Genomic DNA, 17,649 nt, shown 5'->3' with positions numbered 1-17,649 from the left:
GGAGAGGGGGCGGCGGTACCGGCGCATGACACGGAACAGGGCACGGCACATGGGGTGGCGCATGGACAAAATGTCTCACCCCATGCTTGAATCGCTCCCCTCCGCCGTCTGTCACCCGCATTAGCCTCCCTCGCCGCCCATGACCGCCGATACGTCCTTCGTTGCTTCCCCCCTGGCCCAGCCGCCTGCCGTCGCCGGCGCCCCCGCACCCTGGGCCGGCTACTCGGTCCTGGTGGTGGACGACGAGGAGGGCATGCGCGCCTTCCTGCAACGGGCCCTCACCGCCCGGGGCTGCACCTTCGCCGCCGCGGGCAGCGCCGAGGAGGGCATGGCCCGGGTGGCCCGCCAGCATTTCGACGTGCTGATCCTGGACGTTTCCCTGCCGGGCAAGAGCGGCATCGAATGGCTCAAGGAGCTGAAGGCCCCGGGCAACCCGGCGTTCGCCGGCGACGTGATCCTGATCACCGCCTTCGCCGACATGGAAACCGCCATCGACGCCCTGCGCGCCGGGGCGGCGGACTTCATCCTCAAGCCCTTCCGCCTCGACCAGATGGTCAACGCTCTGCGCCGCAGCTTCGAGCGCACCCGTCTGGCCCGGGAAAACTTCGTGCTGCGCCGGGAATTGCGCGAGCGGGCCGACGTGTCCGACGCCCTGGACGGCATGATCGGCACCTCGGCGGCGATGCGCGAGCTGACCGCCCTGATCCACCGGGTGGCGCCCCTGCCGTCCACCGTGCTGATCCAGGGCGAATCCGGGGTGGGCAAGGAGGTGGCGGCCCGGGCCCTGCACAACCTGTCGCCCCGGGCGAGCGGCCCCTTCGTGCCGGTGAACTGCGGCGCCATCGCCGCCGACCTGATCGAATCCGAGCTGTTCGGCCACGTCAAGGGCGCCTTCACCGGCGCCAAGGACAACCGCAACGGCCTGTTCTACTACGCCCACGGCGGCACCATCTTCCTCGACGAGATCGGCGAGCTGCCCCCGGCGGCCCAGACCAAGCTGCTGCGCGTGCTCGAAGAGCGGATGGTGCGGCCCGTGGGGTCGGAGCGGGAACTGCCGGTGGACGTGCGGGTGATCGCCGCCACCAACCAGGATCTGGCCGCCGAGGTGAACGCCGGGCGTTTTCGCGCCGACCTGTTCTACCGCCTGGAAGTGCTCACCCTCAACATCGCCCCCCTGCGCAACCGGGTGTCCGATATCCGCCTGCTCACCGAGCACTTCCTCGCCTACTACACCTTGCAGCTGGGGCTGCCGCGCCTGGACGTGACGCCCGCCGTGGCCGAGGCCCTGGAGGCCTACCCCTGGCCGGGCAACGTGCGCGAGCTGAAGAACTTCGTGCAGCGCTCCCTGATCCTCGGCGCCTTCCCCCTGAACACCCTGGGCGGCGCCGGCCATGCGTTGCAGCGCGGCGCGGCGGCCGCCGCCGGCGGGGCAGGGGAGCAGGAGGTGGCCCCGGCCGGGGACGGCCCGGTGCCGACTCTGGCCGAGGTGGAAAAGCGCCACATCCTGGCGGTGCTGGAACGCTGCGCCGGCAACAAGTCCCAGGCTGCCCGGCTGCTGGAGGTGTCGCGCAAGACCCTGGAGCGCAAGTGCGCCGCCTGGGGGGTCTGGCCGTGATCGTCCAGTCCGCCTTTTCTCCCGCGTTCCCTCCCCCGTTTCCGACCGCCCTCGGCCGGCCCCGCCCATGCTGATCGGCGCCGCCTGGCGGCGGCTGTGCGGGTGGTGCCGGCGTGGCCGTACCCTGTTCCGGGAATCGGTGCGGGCCAAGCTCCTGTTCATGGTCATGGCCCCCCTGTTCCTCGGGGTGCCGACCCTGCTGATCCTGGTATGGATGTGGGGCTCCGAGACCTACCACCGGCTGCTCACCTTCAAGATCGGCGCCGACCTGGTGATCGCCCACGAGTACTTCGACCGGGTCAAGCAGGGCACGGTCCACGACCTGACCGCCATCGCCCTGTCCTCGCGGCTGCACGCCAACCTGCGCCCCGCCCCGGCCCCCGGCCGGGCAGGTGGGGCCGCAGCCGCTGCCGGAACATCGTTCCAGCCCCGGGAGACGCCCCTGGGCGCCTACCTGGATGCGATCAAGCGCCAATACGGCCTGGATTTCCTGTTCTTCCTCGACACCGACGGCTACGTGGGCACCGTGCCCCGGGGCAGTTCCATCGCCGGTAGTCGGGCGCGCTGGCCGGTGGTGTCGGCGGCGGTGAGCGGTACGCCCCAGGTGGCCATCGACGTGTTCGACGCCGCCGAGTTGGGGCGCATGGACCCGGGCCTCAAGGCCCGCGCCCACCTGCCCCTGGTGCCCACCCCGGCGGCGGCGCCGGACAGCCGCCGCGAAGAGACGCGGGGCCTGGCGATCCACGCCGCGGTGCCGGTGTACGACGCCGAGCAGCACCTGGTCGGGGTGCTCGAAGGGGGCGTGCTGCTCAACGGCAACCTGGGCATCGTGGACCGCATCAACGGCATTGTGTACCGGGAAGGCTCCCTGCCCCTGGGCAGCCAGGGCACCGCCACCCTGTTCCTGGGGGATACCCGCATCGCCACCAACGTGCACCTCTTCGAGGGGCAGCGGGCCCTGGGCACCCGGGTGTCCAAGGCGGTGCGCGACAAGGTGCTGGGCCAGGGCGAGACCTGGCAGGACCGGGCCTTCGTCGTCAGCGACTACTACGTGTCGGGCTACGAACCGCTCCACGACAGCTTCGGCGAGCGGGTCGGGATGCTCTACGTGGGCTTTCTTGAGGCCCCTTTCCGCCTCGCCAAGTGGGTGGCCATGGTCACCCTGTTCGTCTTCTTCGCCGTGATCAGCATCGCCGGGGCGGTGCTCTCGCTCAGTTGGGCGAAGAGCATCTTCGAGCCCATCGAGCGTATGAACCGCACCATCCAGGCCATCGAGTCCGGCGACGCGGCGGCCCGGGTGGGGGCGGTGGATAGCCGGGACGAGATCGGCAGCCTGGCCGGCAAGTTCGACCACCTGCTCGATTCCCTCTCCCAGCAGCGCGACGCCCTGAAGCGCTTTGCCGACGACCTGGACCGCAAGGTGGCCGAGCGCACCCTGGCCCTGGAAGAGGCCAACGCCACCCTGCGCCAGGCCCAGGCCCAGCTGGTGATGTCGGAAAAGATGGTGGCCCTGGGCGAGCTGACCGCCGGGGTGGCCCACGAGATCAACAACCCGGTGGCGGTGATCCAGGGCAACCTGGACGTGCTACGCGAAATCCTCGGCCCGGCGGCCGAACCGGTGATGCAGGAAATCCGCCTGATCGACGCCCAGGTGCGGCGCATCCAGCAGATCGTCACCCGGCTGCTGCACTTCGCCCGCCCCGCCGACTTCGCCGGCCGGGAAGAGGTGGTGGACCCCAATGCGGTGATCGCCGACTGCCTGGTGCTGACCCGGCACAACCTGCAAAAGCGCGCCATCGCCGTCGAGCAGGACTTCGCCACCCGGCGTCAGGTCACCTTCAACCGCAACGAGCTGCAACAGGTGATGGTGAACCTGATCGTCAACGCCGTGCAGGCCATGCCCGAGGGCGGCACCCTGCGCCTGTCCACCGCCGACTGGAACGAGGCCGACGGCAGCGCCGCCGGCGTCACCTTGAGCGTGCGCGACAGCGGCGCCGGCATGGCCCCCGAGGTGCTGTCGCGCATCTTCGACCCCTTCTTCACCACCAAGAAGGCCGAGGGCACCGGCCTCGGCCTGTCGATCACCTACGCCATCCTGGAGCGCCACGGCGGCCGCATCACCGTCACCAGCGCCCCGGGGGCGGGCAGCGAATTCGTGGTCTGGCTGCCCTGCGGCCTGGCCTGCTACGACCCCCAGCGCCTGCCGGGCGGCGTGCCTGGCGAATTCAGTGAGTTCGGTGAGTTCAGTGGATTCGGCGGGGCGGACGAAACCGGCGAGGCATCCATGTCGCCGGAACGCTAGCACTGGCGAGGTGTTTCACGGGCCATGCCTGGAGAACCGGCATTGGCGCGGCGTTTGGCGATGCCATTTTGAAAGTCCGCGCCCCTATTGGGTTTCCGGCCGGTGCCTGTTTTTTGTGCGGTGCGTCATGTGCTTGAGGCGCAAGCCTTTTGCCGAATTATCCACAGCCCTGTCCACCGAAACTGGGGAAAGCCGGCCCGGTGTTCCGGCGCCGGGCACTTTTCGCCCCGGCGCCTGTCCATTCCACTCCCCACCCGCGGGGAGCATCCATTCCAACAACAGGAGAAACAATCATGACGATCAAGGTCGGCGACCGCCTGCCCGCAGGCACCCTCAACGAATTCATCGCGGTGGAAACCGAAGGCTGCGCCCTGGGCCCCAACACCTTCAAGGTCGAGGACCTGGTCAAGGGCAAGAAGATCGTCGTCTTCGCCGTGCCCGGCGCCTTCACCCCCACCTGTTCCAACCAGCACCTGCCCGGCTACCTGGCCCACTACGACGCCTTCAAGGCCAAGGGCGTGGACGAGATCTGGTGCCTGGCCGCCAACGACGCCTTCGTCATGGGCGCCTGGGGCCGGGACCAGCAGGTAGGCAGCAAGGTGCGCATGATGGCCGACGGCAGCGCCGAATACGTGGGCAAGCTGGGTCTGCAACTGGACCTCACCGCCCGGGGCATGGGCCTGCGCGCCCAGCGCTTCGCCATGGTGGTGGAGGACGGTGTGGTCAAGGCCCTGGCCGTGGAGGCCCCGGGCAAGTTCGAGGTGAGCAGCGCCGAGGCCGTGCTGAAGGGGCTTTGATGGACGGTCGAGGCCACCCTGCTCCCTGACTGACCCCTGGCCCGCATCGCTGCGGCCCGACCCGGTCCCTGGCCGGGAGGGCACCCGGCAGGGGCGGAGCCAGGATGAAAAACCGCCGCCTCCACGACCGTGGGGCGGCGGTTTGTTTTTGGCGGGTGGGCGTTGCTTGCGGCCGTGGCCGGCCGGGATTCTGCGTCAGAGTCCGCCGAAGACCTTTTGCAGCAAGGCGCTGCCGGTGCCCACCGGGTCCTTGCGGATCGCCTTTTCCTGCTCGGCGATCATCAGGAACAGGCCGTCCAGGGCCTTGCGCGTCACGTAGTCGTCCAGGTTGGCGTCCTTGGCGTCCATCAGCCCCAGGCCGGCGGCCTTGCCCGCCAGCTTGTCGTACTGGGGTTTCACCTGGAGCCGGTCGGTGGCCTTCTTCACGATGGGCAGGAATTTCTGGGTCAGTTCGCCGGAGGTGGTCTGGCGGAAGTAGTCGGTGGCGGCGTGGTCGCCGCCGGTCAATACGCCCTGGGCGTCCTTCACCGACATGCCCTTGACCGCCTTGAGCAGCACCGGCTTGGCCTCCACCACCGCCTGCTCGGCGGCGTGGTTCATGGCGTCCACCACCTCGTCGGCCTGCTTGCCCATGCCGGCCATGCGCAGCATGCCCTCGGCCTGGGCCAGGGCGCCGGGCAGGGGAATCTTCACCCGGGAATCGCCGAGAAAGCCGTTGGTCTTGCCCAGTTGTCCCACCGCCACCTCGGCGCCCCGGGACAGGGCTTCCTTGAGCCCGGCCACCGCGTCGCCGTTGCTCACCGCCTGGGCGGCGGGGGCCAGGGCCAGCGCGGCCAGGCAGGCCAGGCCGAGGCAGGCGCTGCGGGTGTGGCCGGCCAGGTTGGCGAGGGCGGGAGAAACAAAGGAAAGGGGGGTGGTGCGCATGGGGGCGTCTCCAGTGTCGGGTCTGCCATGGTGGCAAGAACGGCGCCCGGCGGCAATGCCGGGGCCGTCAGGCGGCCGGGGAGGGCGACGTGGCGCGGTGCACCAGGATGGCACTGATGCGCGGCGGATCGGCCACCAGGTCGGCCAGGGTGTAGCGGTCGAAGGTGGCATAGAGGGCGGCGAAGGCTTCTTCCACCACGCCGCTCAGGCGGCACACCGGGGCGAGGCAGCAGGTGCCGGCGGCGTCGGCGGCCGTAGTGGTGGCGGTGGCATTGACGTCGCCGGCCAGGCATTCCACCAGGGGCGCGCCGCCCTCGCTGGCGCGCAGGATGGCGCCCAGGCGGATATCACCGGGCTCCCGGGCGAGGCGGATGCCGCCGCCCTTGCCCCGGGTCGATTCCACCACCCCGGCCCGCACCAGCTGATGCACCACCTTGGTCAGGTGATTCCCGGAAATACCGTAGGCCGCGGCGATCTCCGGAATGGTGACGAGGCGCCCCCGTTCCGTGGCCAGGAACATCAGCACCCGCATGGTGTAGTCGGAAAAGGCGGTAAGTCGCATGGCGGCGGCCTGGATTAAAGATGCGGAAAAAATGTTGCTTTTAAAAGGGGCGGGGCTTAGGATAAAGCTGTATTTATTTTACAGCTTTTGACCGCCGCCGCCAGGAATGCCTGGCGAGTGGCGGAAAGCAGTCAAGGCTGTGCGGTCTGGACGGCGTTGGCCCCGGCACTGCGGCGCAAGCCGAGGGGAGGGGCGGCGCGTTGCCGTCGGCGAACTCCGGCCCGGCCGCCGTTGTCTCGATTTTCCACCCGCATCAAGGAGCCATGCCGATGGATGCCCGTCCCGATCCCGATCTTGCCGCTGGCACCGGCGAGGAACGCTGGACCGCCGAGCGGGTGCTGGAACTGCGGGCCTGGACGCCCCGCCAGCTGTCGTTCCGCACCACCCGCAGCCCGTCCTTCCGCTTCACCCCGGGCCACTACGCCCGCCTGGGGCTGGACGGCAGCGACGGTGAGACGGTGTGGCGCCCCTATTCGGTGGTGTCCGCCGCCTACGACGACTACCTGGAATTCCTCGCCATCCTGGTGCCGGAAGGGGCGTTCTCGGTGGGGCTGGAGCGGCTGCGCGTCGGCGACACCCTGCGGGTGGACAAGGCCAGCTACGGCTTCCTCACGGTGGACCAACTGGCGCCGGGGCGGGACCTGTGGCTGATCGCCAGCGGCACCGGCCTGGGGCCGTTCATTTCGATCCTGCGCGACCCGGCGGTGTGGCGGCGCTTCGAGCGGCTGGTGCTGGTGCACAGCGTGCGCCAGGCCGCCGAACTGGCCTACCGGGACGAGATCGCCGCCCTGCCGGACCATCCCCTGCTGGCCGAAGGCGGCGCCCGGCTGACCTACCTGCCGGTGGTCACCCGGGAGCCCGGCGCCACGGCCCTGGCCGAGCGCATCCCGCACCTGGTGGCCGACGGCCGGCTGGAAGCGGCGGCGGGCGCCCCCCTGGACGTGGCCACGGCCCGGGTGATGGTCTGCGGCAACCCGGAAATGGCCCTGGAGATGCGCGGCCTGCTGCGCGAGCGGGGCTTCGCCACCGGCCGGCGCGGCATCGCCGGCCAGATGGCTTTCGAGAACTACTGGTAGGCCCCGGGTCTGCCGCCGCCAACGAATACAAACGTAAGTGATACAAACGCAAAGGAGCGCGACCATGACAGCCCGACTCTCGCTGGAAAAGGACAAGGTCAAGTTCGTCCTGCTCGAAGGCATCCACCCCAACGCCGTGGATGCCCTGGCCCGGGACGGCTACACCCAGGTGGTGAGCCACGCCAAGGCCCTCACCGACGCCGACCTGGTGGCGGCCATTGCCGACGCCCATTTCATCGGCATCCGCTCCCGCACCCAGCTCACCGCCGAGGTGCTGGCCCAGGCCCCCAAGCTGGTGGCGGTGGGCTGCTTTTGCATCGGCACCAATCAGGTCGATCTGACCGCCGCCGCCCGCCTTGGCGTGCCGGTGTTCAACGCTCCCTTCTCCAACACCCGCAGCGTCGCCGAACTGGTGCTGGGCGAGATCATCATGCTGCTGCGCGGCATCCCGGCCAAGAACGCCGTCCTGCACCAGGGCGGCTGGGTGAAGAGCGCCGCCCATTCCTACGAGGTGCGCGGCAAGACCCTGGGCATCGTCGGCTACGGCCACATCGGCACCCAGATCGGCGTGCTCGCCGAACAGCTCGGCATGACGGTGATCTTCCACGACATCGAGGCCAAACTGGCCCTGGGCAACGCCCGTCCCACCGCCACCCTGGACGAGCTGCTGGAGGCGGCCGACGTGGTCAGCCTGCATGTGCCGGAAACCCCGGCCACCCGCAACATGATCGCGGCCGCCGAACTGGCGCGGATGAAGCCCGGCGCGGTGCTGATCAACGCCTCCCGGGGCACGGTGGTGGACATCGACGCCCTGGTGGCGGCCCTGGAGCGGCAACACCTGCAGGGCGCGGCCATCGACGTCTTCCCGGAAGAGCCCAAGGGCAACGACGCCACCTTCGTCTCGCCCCTGATCGGCTTCGAGAACGTCATCCTCACCCCCCACATCGGCGGCTCCACCGCCGAGGCCCAGGCCAGCATCGGCCTGGAGGTGGCGTCCAAGCTGATCCGCTACAGCAACAACGGTTCCACCGCCTCGGCGGTGAACTTCCCCGAGGTGTCACTGCCCGAACACACCGGCAAGTGCCGCCTACTGCACATCCACCGCAACGTCCCGGGGGTCCTGGCCCAGATCAACGAACGCTTCTCCCGGGCCGGCATCAACATCGCCGCCCAGTTCTTGCAGACCACCGCCGACGTGGGCTACGTGGTCATCGACGTGGACGCCAACGCCAGCCAGATCGCCCTGGACGAACTCAACGCCATCGACGGCACCATCCGCTGCCGGCTGCTCTACTGACATGAAGCGCCATCCCGCCCTGCTTGCCCTGTCCCGGGAGCACCACGGCGCCCTATCCCTTTCCCTGGCCGCCCGGCGGGCGATCCAGGCCGGCCCGGCCGAAGTCCGCGCCGTGGCCGGGCGGGCGCTGGCCTGCTACCGGGACGAGCTGCGCCCCCACTTCGCCGTGGAAGAAGACGTCCTGCTGCCTGCCCTGGCCGCCGCCGGGGGCACCGGCAACGCGGCCCTGGTGGCGCGCACCCTGGACGAGCACCGCCAGTTGCACGAACTCGCCGCCTCGCTGGACGGCCCGTCCCCCGACGGCGAGGCACTGCGCCGCTTCGGCGAGCTGCTCGGCGACCACGTGCGCTTCGAGGAGCGGGAGCTGTTCGAAGCCGCCCAGGCGTGCGGCGTGGCCGACGCACTGGCGGCGGGGGAGCTGGATTCCGGAGCGTCCCGGATCGCACGAGCCTGCCGGATGGCCTGATGCAACGGTAGCGGTGCGGCGCCCTTGTCCGTCGGCCCCTCATGGGCAACGCTGGCTATGACATGCATAGCCGCCTGACGGTGGCGCCGGCAGATCGGTGCGGGCGGGGGCGGCTGGTCAGGCCCGCCAATCCTTGCCTTTCGCCAAACAGCCCTGCGTTTCACCGGAGCGCCGAGGGCGTCGTAACAAAACCTTCATCGATACGTTTCCATATTTCTATAAAATTGGAAATATGGAAACCTTGAACGCCGCCGAACTTCTTGCCGCCCTGGGGCATGAATCCCGCCTCGCCATCTTCCGCCTTTTGGTCGAAGCCGGTCCGGAAGGCATGAACGCCAGCGCCATTGCCGAAAAGCTGGACCTGCCTGGGGCGACCCTGTCCTTCCATCTCTCGCATCTGAGCCGGGTCGGCCTCATCAAGGGGGAGCGGGAAAGCCGCTTCATCCACTACTCGGCCGAGTACGGGACGATGGATGAACTCATCGCCTTCCTGACCAGCAACTGCTGCCAGGGCGAGGCCTGTCTCCCCAAAACGGCGGCCTGCGCCACGACCGCGAAGCGCCGGGCCAAGATTGCCAAGCCCTGAGGGGACGGCGCCCTGAGCGAGCCCATTGGCCGGCGTGTCGCTCCGGAAGCAGCTGGACGACATCGGCCGCACCCAAGGCTGAACGGCGCCCCCGGTCATCCTCACACCCAGTACAGCGGAACACACATGAGCACTCTCAAGACGGTCCTGGTGCTATGCACGGGCAACTCCTGCCGCTCCCAGATGGGCGAGGCCATCCTCAACCACGATCTGGCCGGCCTCGTGCGCGCCATCTCCGCCGGCACCGCGCCGCAACCGAAGGTGGCCGACGGCGCCATCGAGGCGCTGCAACTCGCCAAGCTGCCGACCGCCGGGCTGTACCCCAAGACTGTCGAGTCCGTCATGGACCAGGACATCGACCTGGTGGTCAGCGTCTGCGACAACGCCAAAGAAACCTGTCCCATTTTTCCCCGGCCGGTGAAGCGCATCCACGTCGGGTTCCACGATCCCCATGGCGAGCCGCTGGAAAGCTTCGTCGCCGTCCGCGACGACATCTGCGCCCGTCTGGTGCCGGCGGTCCGCGCAGCCCTGGATTTGTGAGGAGCTGCAATGTCTGCCGTGCAATGTGAAGTGACCGCCAAAGTGGCCACCGGCGCGCCCATGAGTGTCTTCGAACGCTACCTGACGGTCTGGGTGTTTCTCTGCATTGTGGTCGGCATCGTCGCCGGCCAGGCGGCCCCGGGCCTATTCCAGGCCATCGGCCACATGGAAGTCGCCCAGGTGAACCTGCCCGTCGGGCTGCTCATCTGGGTGATGATCATCCCGATGCTGGTGAAGGTCGATTTCGGCGCCCTGCATGAGGTGAGGCAGCATGTCCGCGGAATCGGCGTCACCCTGTTCGTGAACTGGCTGGTGAAGCCGTTCTCCATGGCCTTCCTGGGCTGGCTCTTCGTGCGCAACCTGTTTGCGCCGATGCTGCCGGCCGAGCAGCTGGACAGCTACATCGCCGGCCTGATCCTTCTGGCGGCGGCGCCGTGCACCGCCATGGTGTTCGTCTGGAGCCGGCTATCCAACGGCGACCCGTTGTTCACCCTTTCCCAGGTGGCCATGAACGACACGATCATGGTGTTCGCCTTCGCCCCCATCGTCGGGTTCTTGCTGGGAATCTCGGCCATCACGGTGCCCTGGAGCACGCTGATCACCTCGGTCGTTCTCTACATCGTGATTCCGGTCGCCCTGGCCCAGCTCTGGCGCAAAGCGCTGCTGGCCAAGGGGCAGGCGGCGTTCGATGCCGCCATGGCCAGGATCGGCCCCTGGTCCATCGCGGCCCTGCTGGTCACCCTCGTGCTGCTCTTCGCCTTCCAGGGGGCGGCCATCCTCAAGCAGCCCCTGGTCATCGCCCTGTTGGCCGTGCCCATCCTCATCCAGGTCTTCTTCAACTCGGCCCTGGCCTATTGGCTGAACAAGGTGGTCGGCGAGAAGCACAACGTCGCCTGCCCCTCTGCCCTGATCGGCGCCTCCAACTTCTTCGAGCTGGCGGTGGCCGCGGCCATCAGCCTGTTCGGCTTCGAATCGGGAGCGGCCTTGGCAACGGTGGTTGGCGTCCTCATCGAGGTGCCGGTCATGCTGCTGGTGGTGAAGGTCGTGAATGGGTCCAAGGGCTGGTACGAAGCCCGCTGACCGGACAGGAGCCCGCCGCAACGGCTGCTTTTGAGTGGGGGCCTGGACGCCGGCGGCCAAGCCAAGGGCGGTGACTGGAATCAGCGCAGCCCGGACAGGTGCCGGGTGTGTTCCGAGGCGGGGGACGGGCGCTGCCGCTGGCCCTGGCGGATTTCGTCGGCCTGGGCTTCGAGCCGTTCGCTGAGAAAGTCGAGGAACACCCGCACCCGGGCCGGCACGCGCCGGGAGGGCAGCAGGGCGTAGGCCGGCATCGGCGGCATGTTCCAGTCTGCCAGCACCGGCACCAGCTGGCCGCCGAGCAGGTCGTCCTGGACCAGGGGCAGGGGCAGCACGGCGATGCCCAGGCCCTCCAGGCACAGCCGCCGCACCATGCTGATGTTGTTCATGGTGCAGCGCCCGCCGATGCCCACGGTGACCCGCTCCCCCTCCCGGCACAGACTCCAGGTGGTTTCGGGGCGGACCATGGTGATGCGCAGGCATTCGTGCAGGGCCAGTTCTGCCGGATGGCCCGGGGTGCCGCGCTCGGCCAGGTAGGCCGGGCTGGCGTAAAGTGCCCGGCCCACGGCGGCGAGCTGGCGCACCACCAGGTTGGCGTCCGAGGGCAGCCCCATGCGGATCGCCACGTCGAAGTGCTCTTCCATGCCGTCGGTGCGGCGCGGCGACAGGTCCAGGTCGAACGTGATGTCCGGGTAGCGCTGGGCGAAGGCGGCGATGTAGGGGGCCATCCACAGCACGCCGAACTCCACCGGCATCGACACCCGCAATTGCCCCCGGGGCGAGTCGCGCAGGTCCTGGAGCTGGGCGTGGGCGGCGTGGGCCTCGTCCACCAGCTTGCTGGCCCGCTCGAAGTAGTCGCTGCCGGCCACGGTCAGGTCGATGCGCCGGGTGGTGCGGGTGAGAAGCTGGACGCCCACCTCCCGTTCCAGGGCGGTGATGCGCCGCGACAGGGTGGACTTGGGCAGGCGCAGGGCCGCTGCTGCCGCGGTGAAGCTTCGCTGCCGCGCCACTTCGACGAACAGGGCCATGTCGCGCAGCAATTCGGTGTTGGGCGCGGGCAGGAAGGCCGGCGGGATGGGGGAGGGCATTGTTGCTCCAATGAAACAATGTATCCCATATTGGTGGCTTTATCGGCCCTAGTAAAGGGAGGATCATGGCCCCTCGCTTTTACCGGGGGCTGTCATGATCACCCTGCGCCACGCCCAGGAACGGGGCCACGCCAACCACGGCTGGCTCGATTCCTGGCACAGCTTTTCCTTTGCCGACTATTTCGACCCGGTCCACATGGGCTGGGGGCCCCTGCGCGTCATCAACGACGACACGGTGGCGCCCGGTGAGGGCTTCCCCACCCACGGGCACCGGGACATGGAGATCATCAGCTACGTCCTCGACGGCGCCCTGGAACACCGGGACAGCCTGGGCACCGGCTCGGTGATCCGCCCCGGCGAGGTGCAGCGCATGAGCGCCGGCCGGGGCATCCTGCATAGCGAATACAACCCGTCCCGTACCGAGCCGGCGCACTTTCTGCAAATCTGGATCGAACCCGCGGTGCGCGGCCTGGCGCCCGGCTACGAGCAGGTCGCCCTGCCGGCGCGTACCGGCCGGCTGGCCCTGGTGGCCTCGCCCCAAGGCGGCGCCGGGGCGGTGCGGGTGCACCAGGACGTGCGCGTCTATGCCGGACGCTTTGCCGCCGGCCAGGGCGAAACCCTGAACCTGCTGCCCGGGCGGCTTGCCTATGTGCATGTGGCCCGGGGGCGCCTGACCCTCAACGGCCTGGTCCTGGGGCCTGGCGACGGTGCCCGCATCGGCGCCGAGCCTGAACTGGAACTGGCCGCCCTGGAGGACGGGGCCGAAGTGCTGGTGTTCGACCTGCCTCCCGCCGACTGATCCGGCGCTGCGCGCCACCGTCCCGATCCACCGCTTTAACGTTTTCGCTTCTTCGGAGTGACCGACGCGATGAACCGATTCCTCTCCTCGCCCCGTCCGCGCCCCCTGGCGGCGGCCATGGCCCTGGGCCTGGCTGCGGCCCTGGGCGGCTGCGCCGTGGTGTCCCCGGGACAGCCGCCCCTGGCCTATTCCGCCGCCGGCGTGGCCCAGGCCTCGGCCCAGCCCGCCCGTCCCTGGCCCCAGGCCGGCTGGTGGCGCGGCTACGGCGACCCCCAACTGGACCGCCTGATCGACGCCGCCCTGGCCGGCAACCCCTCCCTGGACGCCGCCCGGGCGCGGGTCGAGCAGGCCCGCCGCCAGGCCGACGCCCTGGCCGGCCGCGACAGCCTGCAAGTGGGCGCCCAGGTGTCCGCCGAGCGGATCAAGTATTCCGAGAACTATATTTTCCCGTCCTACCTGGCCCAGCATCCGCAGACCGACAGCCTGGCCGCCCTCGAACTCTCCTGGGACCTGGATCTGTGGGGGCGCAACCGGGAAGCGGTGGCCGCCCGCCTGGGCCAGGCCCGGGCCGCCGAGGCCGAGGCCCACCTGGCAGCCCTGGGGCTGTCGTCCCGGGTGGCGGCCGTCTATTTCGACCTGCTCGCCGCTTGGCAGGAGCTGCGCCTGGTGGAGGCGCGCCAGGCTCTGGTGGCCGACCTTTCCGCCGCCGCCGGGCGCCGCGTCGCCGCAGGCCTGTCACCGGCCACCGAGCGCCTGCTGCGCGAAACCAGCCAGGAGCAGGAGACGGCCCGCCGCGCCGCCCTGGCCACGCGCATCCAGACCGACCGTGCGGTGCTCGCCGAACTGTGCGCCAGCGGCAAGCCCGAGGTGGCCGGCGCGGCCCCGGACCTTAATCTGGCGCCGCGCCCCCTGCCGGTGGCCGACCGGGCCGGCCTGCCCGCCGACCTTTCCGCCGAACTGCTGCTGCGCCGTCCCGACCTGGCGGCCATGGAAGCCCGCTGGGAAGCGGCGGTCCACGCCCGGGCCTCGGCCAAGGCGGACCGGCTGCCCCAGCTGTCCCTGTCCGGTCTGCTCGGTTTCCAGACCCTGACCTTCGACCAGTTGCTCAAGGGCTCCAGCGGCACCTACGGCCTGGGGCCGTTCCTGACCCTGCCGGTCCTCGACGGCGGCACCCGGGCGGCCACCGTGGCCCTGCGCGACGCGGAAACCGACGAAGCCCTGGCCACCCTGCGCCAGGGGGCCGCCGCCGCCCTGCGCGAAGCGGTCAGCGCCGCCGCCAGCCTGGACGGCGAGAGCCGCCAGTCCCAGGCCCTGGCCGGCGCTGCGGTGCGCCAGGACGAAGTGGCCCGCCGCGCCGAGCGCCGCGTCGCCGCCGGCCTGGACCCGGCCCCGGCGGCCTGGGACGCCCGCTACCGGGCCCTCCAGGCCGAGCAGGAGCGCCTGGCCGCCGACACCCGCCGCCTGGCCGCCGACGTGGCCCTGGTGCGCGCCCTGGGCGGCGGTTACCGCCAGCCCGGCGACGGTGCCCCGGCCGCGTCTTCCACCCCCTCCACCTCTTCCCCCCTTTCGTCGTCCGCCGACGGCGCAGAACGTCCGGCGACTCTTGTCTCCCCCAAGGACAATCATCATGGCTGAACACAACAACAACGGCTCCAACGGCAATTCCTCGGCGCGCAAACGCGGCGTTCGCCTGGTGGCGGGGGCCTTCCTGCTCGGCGCCGTCGGCGTGGCGGTGTGGTACTTCACCGTCAGCCGCTACCGGGAAACCACCGACAACGCCTACGTGGCGGCCGATTCGGTCAATGTCGCCGCGCGCATCGCCGGCACCGTCCAGGCCGTGGCCGTGGGCGAGACCGACGGCGTGACGCCCGGCCAGTGGCTGGTGCGCCTCGACGACCGGGACGTGCGCGTCGCCTTGGCCCGGGCCAAGGCCGAACTGCTGGAAACCGTGCGCGACCTGGCCCAGACGAAGGAGCGCGAGAAGAGCCTGGCCGCCCAGGTGTCCGCCCGCAAACTGGAGCTGGACGAGGCCCGCGACAATCTGGCACGCCGTGCCCCCCTGGCCGCCGACCGCACCGTGTCCGCCGAGGAACTGGCCCACGCCAAGTCGGCGGTGCAGCTGGCCGAGGCCCGCACCCAGTCTGCCGAGCGCGAGCGCGACGCGGTGAGCGCCGCCCTGGGCGACGGACCCCTGGCCAACCACCCCCGGGTGGAAGCGGCGGTGGCCCGCTACACCCAGGCGGCCCTGAACGCCTCCTACACCACGATCACCGCCCCGGTGGCCGGCGTGGTGGCCAAGAAGGCGGCACAGCCCGGCCAGGTGGTGGCCCCCAACCAGCCCCTGCTGACCCTCACCCCCCTGGGCGGCGCCTGGGTCGAGGCGAACTTCAAGGAAAGCCAGCTGAAGAACGTGCGCATCGGCCAGCCGGTGACCCTGGAGGCGGACGTCTACGGCAGCAGTGTCGAGTACGAAGGCACCGTGGTCGGCATCGGCGCCGGCACCGGCGCGGCCTTCGCCCTGCTGCCGGCCCAGAACGCCACCGGCAACTGGATCAAGGTGACCCAGCGGGTGCCGGTGCGCATCGCTCTGAAGCCCGAGACCGTGGCCAAGTATCCGCTACGGGTCGGCCTGTCGATGAACGTGACGGTCAACACCAAGGACCGCAGCGGCCCCCTGCTGCCCACCGCCGCCCCGGCCCAGGCGCCCCAGCCGGCCGCCGGCGACGAGCAGGTGCTCAAGAACGCCGAGGACGAGGCACGGGCCTGGGTGCGCAAGGAGCTGAAAGAGTCTGAGCGGGCCGATCGTTCGGCGGCCGGCGCGAAGGGCTGACATGGCCGCCGCCCATCACGACGACCGCCCGCCCCTGGAAGGCGGGGCGCGGGGGCTCATCACCTTTTCGCTGTCCCTGGCGGTGTTCATGCAGGTGCTGGACACCACCATCGCCAACGTGGCCGTGCCCACCCTGGCCGGCGACTTGGGGGTGAGCGCATCCCAGGGTACCTGGGTGATCACCTCCTTCGGCGTGGCCAACGCCATCGCCCTGCCGCTCACCGGCTGGCTGGCCCGCCGCTTTGGCGAAGTGCGCATGTTCACCGTGGCGACCCTGGCCTTCGTCGCCGCCTCGCTGTTGTGCGGCTTTTCCCAGAGCCTGGAATTCCTCATCTTCGCCCGGGTGCTCCAGGGGTTGGCCGCCGGGCCCATGTTCCCCCTGGCCCAGAGCCTCATGCTCGGCGCCTACCCACCCCACCAGCGCGGCATGGCCATGGCCATCTCGATGATGGTGGCGGTGGTCGGGCCGATCGCCGGGCCCCTGCTCGGCGGTTGGATCACCGACAGCTTCCACTGGTCGTGGATCTTCTTCATCAACGTGCCGGTGGGCATCCTGGCCGTGGCCCTGTCCTGGCCGGTGCTGAAGACCCGGGAGAGCCGCACCGCCCAGGTGCCCATCGACCGCATCGGCCTGGCCCTGCTGGTGATCGGCGTCGGCGCCCTGCAACTGATGCTCGACAAGGGCAACGAGCTGGACTGGTTCGAATCCCCCGAAGTGATCGCCCTGGGGGTGATCGCCGCCCTGGGCCTGGCGCTGCTGGTGGTGTGGGAGCTGACCGACGAGCACCCGGTGGTGGACCTGCGCCTGTTCGGCGAGCCCAACTTCGCCTTCGGGACCCTGGCCATCAGCCTCGGCTACATGACCTTCATGGGCGGGGTGGTGCTGTTCCCCCTGTGGTTGCAGACCACCCTGGGCTACACCGCCACCTGGGCCGGTATCGTTTCGGCGCCCATCGGCGTGCTGCCGGTGATCCTGGCGCCCCTGATCGGCAAGAACATGGCCCGCCTCAACCTGCGCTGGATGGTGACCCTGGCCTTCGCCGTGTTCGCCTTCACCTTCTGGTGGCAGAGCCACCTGACCCCGGGCGTCGATCCCTGGCACCTGGCCCAGCCGCGCTTCGTCCAGGGCATCGCCCTGGCCTGCTTCTTCGCCCCGCTGACCACCATCATCGTTTCCCGGGTGCCGCCCGGCCACATGGCTTCGGCCATGGGCCTGGCCACCTTCCTGCGGGTACTGGGGGGCAGCTTCGGCACCTCGCTGACGGTGGCCTACTGGGACCATAAGACGGCGGTGCACCACTCGGAGCTGGCGGAGCGCATGACCATCGTCAACGATCCCTTCAACAGCGCCCTGGCCGGGTTGCAGAACTTGGGCATGAGTGCCGCCCAGGCCCTGGGCACGGTGGAGCGCCTGCTCAACCAGCAGGCGGTGACCAAGGCCACCCTGGACGCCTTCACCCTGGCGGCGATGATGTTCGTCGGCCTGTCGGTGCTGGTGTGGCTGACCAAGCCGGTGAAGGCTGCCGCGGCGCCTCCACCGATGGAGTAAAAGCGTAATTTTCATCGCTCTTCGATGACGCCCCGGCCCGCATGGAGATTGATCCTCCGGCGGGCCGGCCGCGTTATTGGGCTCGTTATTTCGCTGGATGTCTGCTAAGTTGCGATTAGGACAAAAAGTCACGGATTGCGA

Annotated in this window: 16 protein-coding genes; 13 read left to right on the top strand and 3 right to left on the bottom strand. The window is 69.8% G+C overall.

Features of this window, described 5'->3' with window-relative positions; genetic code table 11:
- Positions 1 to 139: 139 nt before the first annotated feature.
- The 3 genes from V7Z98_RS15345 (at position 140) to V7Z98_RS15335 (ending at position 4,714) form a co-directional block, all read left to right on the top strand.
- On the top strand, positions 140 to 1,615 hold the full coding sequence (locus V7Z98_RS15345; RefSeq protein WP_334158953.1) for a sigma-54-dependent transcriptional regulator: 1,476 nt from the start codon (positions 140 to 142) through the stop codon (positions 1,613 to 1,615).
- A gap of 67 nt (positions 1,616 to 1,682) precedes the next feature.
- A complete protein-coding gene (locus tag V7Z98_RS15340; protein ID WP_334158952.1) occupies positions 1,683 to 3,917 on the top strand; it encodes a sensor histidine kinase in 2,235 nt (744 codons plus the stop codon).
- 293 nt (positions 3,918 to 4,210) lie between these two features.
- On the top strand, positions 4,211 to 4,714 hold the full coding sequence (locus V7Z98_RS15335) for a peroxiredoxin (protein ID WP_293265168.1): 504 nt from the start codon (positions 4,211 to 4,213) through the stop codon (positions 4,712 to 4,714).
- A 195-nt stretch (positions 4,715 to 4,909) separates the two neighbouring features.
- Here V7Z98_RS15335 and V7Z98_RS15330 read toward each other — a convergent pair whose 3' ends face one another.
- Together V7Z98_RS15330 and V7Z98_RS15325 are read right to left on the bottom strand one after the other, a co-directional pair.
- Entirely contained in the window at positions 4,910 to 5,638 is a 729-nt protein-coding gene (locus V7Z98_RS15330; RefSeq protein WP_334158951.1) for a DUF4197 domain-containing protein, read from the bottom strand.
- Between the two features lie 67 nt (positions 5,639 to 5,705).
- A complete protein-coding gene (locus V7Z98_RS15325; protein ID WP_334158949.1) occupies positions 5,706 to 6,200 on the bottom strand; it encodes an RrF2 family transcriptional regulator in 495 nt (164 codons plus the stop codon).
- 269 nt (positions 6,201 to 6,469) lie between these two features.
- Here V7Z98_RS15325 and V7Z98_RS15320 point away from each other — a divergent pair, with 269 nt between their 5' ends.
- The 6 genes from V7Z98_RS15320 to arsB all read left to right on the top strand — a co-directional run bounded on the left by V7Z98_RS15320 (position 6,470) and on the right by arsB (position 11,245).
- Positions 6,470 to 7,276 (top strand): ferredoxin--NADP reductase, encoded by an 807-nt coding sequence (locus V7Z98_RS15320; protein WP_334158947.1) that lies wholly within the window; start codon positions 6,470 to 6,472, stop codon positions 7,274 to 7,276.
- 64 nt (positions 7,277 to 7,340) lie between these two features.
- A complete protein-coding gene (serA, locus tag V7Z98_RS15315; protein WP_293265162.1) occupies positions 7,341 to 8,573 on the top strand; it encodes a phosphoglycerate dehydrogenase in 1,233 nt (410 codons plus the stop codon).
- Position 8,574: 1 nt separating this feature from the next.
- Entirely contained in the window at positions 8,575 to 9,039 is a 465-nt protein-coding gene (locus V7Z98_RS15310; protein WP_334158946.1) for a hemerythrin domain-containing protein, read from the top strand.
- Between the two features lie 133 nt (positions 9,040 to 9,172).
- Positions 9,173 to 9,625, top strand: coding sequence for an ArsR/SmtB family transcription factor (locus tag V7Z98_RS15305; RefSeq protein ID WP_334158945.1), 453 nt, complete (start codon positions 9,173 to 9,175; stop codon positions 9,623 to 9,625).
- Positions 9,626 to 9,751: 126 nt separating this feature from the next.
- Positions 9,752 to 10,165 carry an arsenate reductase ArsC gene (locus tag V7Z98_RS15300; RefSeq protein ID WP_334158944.1) on the top strand — a complete coding sequence of 138 codons (414 nt, stop codon included), beginning with the start codon at positions 9,752 to 9,754 and terminating at the stop codon, positions 10,163 to 10,165.
- 9 nt (positions 10,166 to 10,174) lie between these two features.
- The gene (gene arsB, locus V7Z98_RS15295; RefSeq protein WP_334158942.1) at positions 10,175 to 11,245 is read left to right on the top strand and encodes an ACR3 family arsenite efflux transporter; all 1,071 of its coding nucleotides are present in this window, start codon (positions 10,175 to 10,177) and stop codon (positions 11,243 to 11,245) included.
- 80 nt (positions 11,246 to 11,325) lie between these two features.
- Here the strand turns inward: arsB and V7Z98_RS15290 are convergent, their stop codons facing one another.
- Entirely contained in the window at positions 11,326 to 12,330 is a 1,005-nt protein-coding gene (locus V7Z98_RS15290; RefSeq protein ID WP_293265157.1) for a LysR family transcriptional regulator, read from the bottom strand.
- A 94-nt stretch (positions 12,331 to 12,424) separates the two neighbouring features.
- On the opposite strand from V7Z98_RS15290, the gene V7Z98_RS15285 reads away from it, so the two are divergent.
- From V7Z98_RS15285 to V7Z98_RS15270, 4 genes are all read left to right on the top strand, one after another.
- Positions 12,425 to 13,129: a pirin family protein gene (locus V7Z98_RS15285; protein WP_334158940.1), complete on the top strand. Its 705-nt coding sequence runs from the start codon at positions 12,425 to 12,427 to the stop codon at positions 13,127 to 13,129.
- A gap of 69 nt (positions 13,130 to 13,198) precedes the next feature.
- Positions 13,199 to 14,764 (top strand): efflux transporter outer membrane subunit, encoded by a 1,566-nt coding sequence (locus V7Z98_RS15280; RefSeq protein WP_334158939.1) that lies wholly within the window; start codon positions 13,199 to 13,201, stop codon positions 14,762 to 14,764.
- Entirely contained in the window at positions 14,757 to 15,959 is a 1,203-nt protein-coding gene (locus V7Z98_RS15275) for an HlyD family efflux transporter periplasmic adaptor subunit (protein ID WP_334158937.1), read from the top strand. Before V7Z98_RS15280 ends, V7Z98_RS15275 begins: the two co-directional genes overlap by 8 nt.
- Before the next feature lies 1 nt (position 15,960).
- On the top strand, positions 15,961 to 17,508 hold the full coding sequence (locus V7Z98_RS15270; RefSeq protein ID WP_293265150.1) for a DHA2 family efflux MFS transporter permease subunit: 1,548 nt from the start codon (positions 15,961 to 15,963) through the stop codon (positions 17,506 to 17,508).
- Positions 17,509 to 17,649 lie beyond the last annotated feature (141 nt).

It is taken from the genome of Oryzomicrobium sp. (assembly GCF_036820405.1).
In the GTDB taxonomy this organism is placed as follows: Bacteria; Pseudomonadota; Gammaproteobacteria; order Burkholderiales; family Rhodocyclaceae; genus Oryzomicrobium.
Note: the sequence above shows the minus strand (reverse complement) of the source record. Positions and strands in the feature narration are given on the sequence as shown.

Bases quoted from the DNA above. Each gene is read 5' to 3' on its own strand.
- V7Z98_RS15345 (WP_334158953.1), top strand. From the start codon at position 140: ATGACCGCCGATACGTCCTTCGTTGCTTCCCCCCTGGCCCAGCCGCCT.
- V7Z98_RS15340 (WP_334158952.1), top strand. From the start codon at position 1,683: ATGCTGATCGGCGCCGCCTGGCGGCGGCTGTGCGGGTGGTGCCGGCGT.
- V7Z98_RS15335 (WP_293265168.1), top strand. From the start codon at position 4,211: ATGACGATCAAGGTCGGCGACCGCCTGCCCGCAGGCACCCTCAACGAA.
- V7Z98_RS15330 (WP_334158951.1), bottom strand. From the start codon at position 5,638: ATGCGCACCACCCCCCTTTCCTTTGTTTCTCCCGCCCTCGCCAACCTG.
- V7Z98_RS15325 (WP_334158949.1), bottom strand. From the start codon at position 6,200: ATGCGACTTACCGCCTTTTCCGACTACACCATGCGGGTGCTGATGTTC.
- V7Z98_RS15320 (WP_334158947.1), top strand. From the start codon at position 6,470: ATGGATGCCCGTCCCGATCCCGATCTTGCCGCTGGCACCGGCGAGGAA.
- serA (WP_293265162.1), top strand. From the start codon at position 7,341: ATGACAGCCCGACTCTCGCTGGAAAAGGACAAGGTCAAGTTCGTCCTG.
- V7Z98_RS15310 (WP_334158946.1), top strand. From the start codon at position 8,575: ATGAAGCGCCATCCCGCCCTGCTTGCCCTGTCCCGGGAGCACCACGGC.
- V7Z98_RS15300 (WP_334158944.1), top strand. From the start codon at position 9,752: ATGAGCACTCTCAAGACGGTCCTGGTGCTATGCACGGGCAACTCCTGC.
- arsB (WP_334158942.1), top strand. From the start codon at position 10,175: ATGTCTGCCGTGCAATGTGAAGTGACCGCCAAAGTGGCCACCGGCGCG.
- V7Z98_RS15290 (WP_293265157.1), bottom strand. From the start codon at position 12,330: ATGCCCTCCCCCATCCCGCCGGCCTTCCTGCCCGCGCCCAACACCGAA.
- V7Z98_RS15285 (WP_334158940.1), top strand. From the start codon at position 12,425: ATGATCACCCTGCGCCACGCCCAGGAACGGGGCCACGCCAACCACGGC.
- V7Z98_RS15280 (WP_334158939.1), top strand. From the start codon at position 13,199: ATGAACCGATTCCTCTCCTCGCCCCGTCCGCGCCCCCTGGCGGCGGCC.
- V7Z98_RS15275 (WP_334158937.1), top strand. From the start codon at position 14,757: ATGGCTGAACACAACAACAACGGCTCCAACGGCAATTCCTCGGCGCGC.
- V7Z98_RS15270 (WP_293265150.1), top strand. From the start codon at position 15,961: ATGGCCGCCGCCCATCACGACGACCGCCCGCCCCTGGAAGGCGGGGCG.